The following is a 379-nucleotide window of genomic DNA, read 5'->3' as shown; positions in this document are numbered from 1 at the left end:
TGATTCGTTAGCTCAGTCGGTAGAGCATCTGACTTTTAATCAGAGGGTCGGGAGTTCGAGCCTCCCACGGATCATCTATATGCGGGTGTGGCGGAATCGGCAGACGCACCAGATTTAGGATCTGGCGCCGCAAGGCGTGGGGGTTCAAGTCCCTTCACCCGCATTAAGTTAATAAGCCGGCTTAGCTCAGTTGGTAGAGCATCTGATTTGTAATCAGAGGGTCGAGGGTTCAAGTCCTTTAGCCGGCATATGCGGAATTAGTTCAGTGGTAGAACATCACCTTGCCAAGGTGGGGGTCGCGAGTTCGAATCTCGTATTCCGCTTTTGCCAGACATGGTAATCCGCGCCGGGGTGGCGGAACTGGCAGACGCACAGGACT

The 379-nt window shown here is 53.8% G+C and carries 4 tRNA genes; all 4 read left to right on the top strand.

What is annotated here, in order from left to right:
- Window position 1: 1 nt before the first annotated feature.
- Window positions 2-74 (top strand) — tRNA-Lys (locus HMPREF3090_RS06250).
- Window positions 75-81: 7 nt separating this feature from the next.
- Window positions 82-163, top strand: a tRNA-Leu gene (locus HMPREF3090_RS06245).
- A 12-nt stretch (window positions 164-175) separates the two neighbouring features.
- Window positions 176-248 (top strand) — tRNA-Thr (locus HMPREF3090_RS06240).
- A gap of 3 nt (window positions 249-251) precedes the next feature.
- A tRNA-Gly gene (locus HMPREF3090_RS06235) sits at window positions 252-323 on the top strand.
- Window positions 324-379 lie beyond the last annotated feature (56 nt).

It is taken from the genome of Aerococcus sp. HMSC23C02 (assembly GCF_001806805.1).
Taxonomy (GTDB): domain Bacteria; phylum Bacillota; class Bacilli; order Lactobacillales; family Aerococcaceae; genus Aerococcus; species Aerococcus sanguinicola.
The sequence above is the reverse complement of the archived record's forward strand: the minus strand, read 5'-3'. Positions and strand labels throughout refer to the sequence as shown.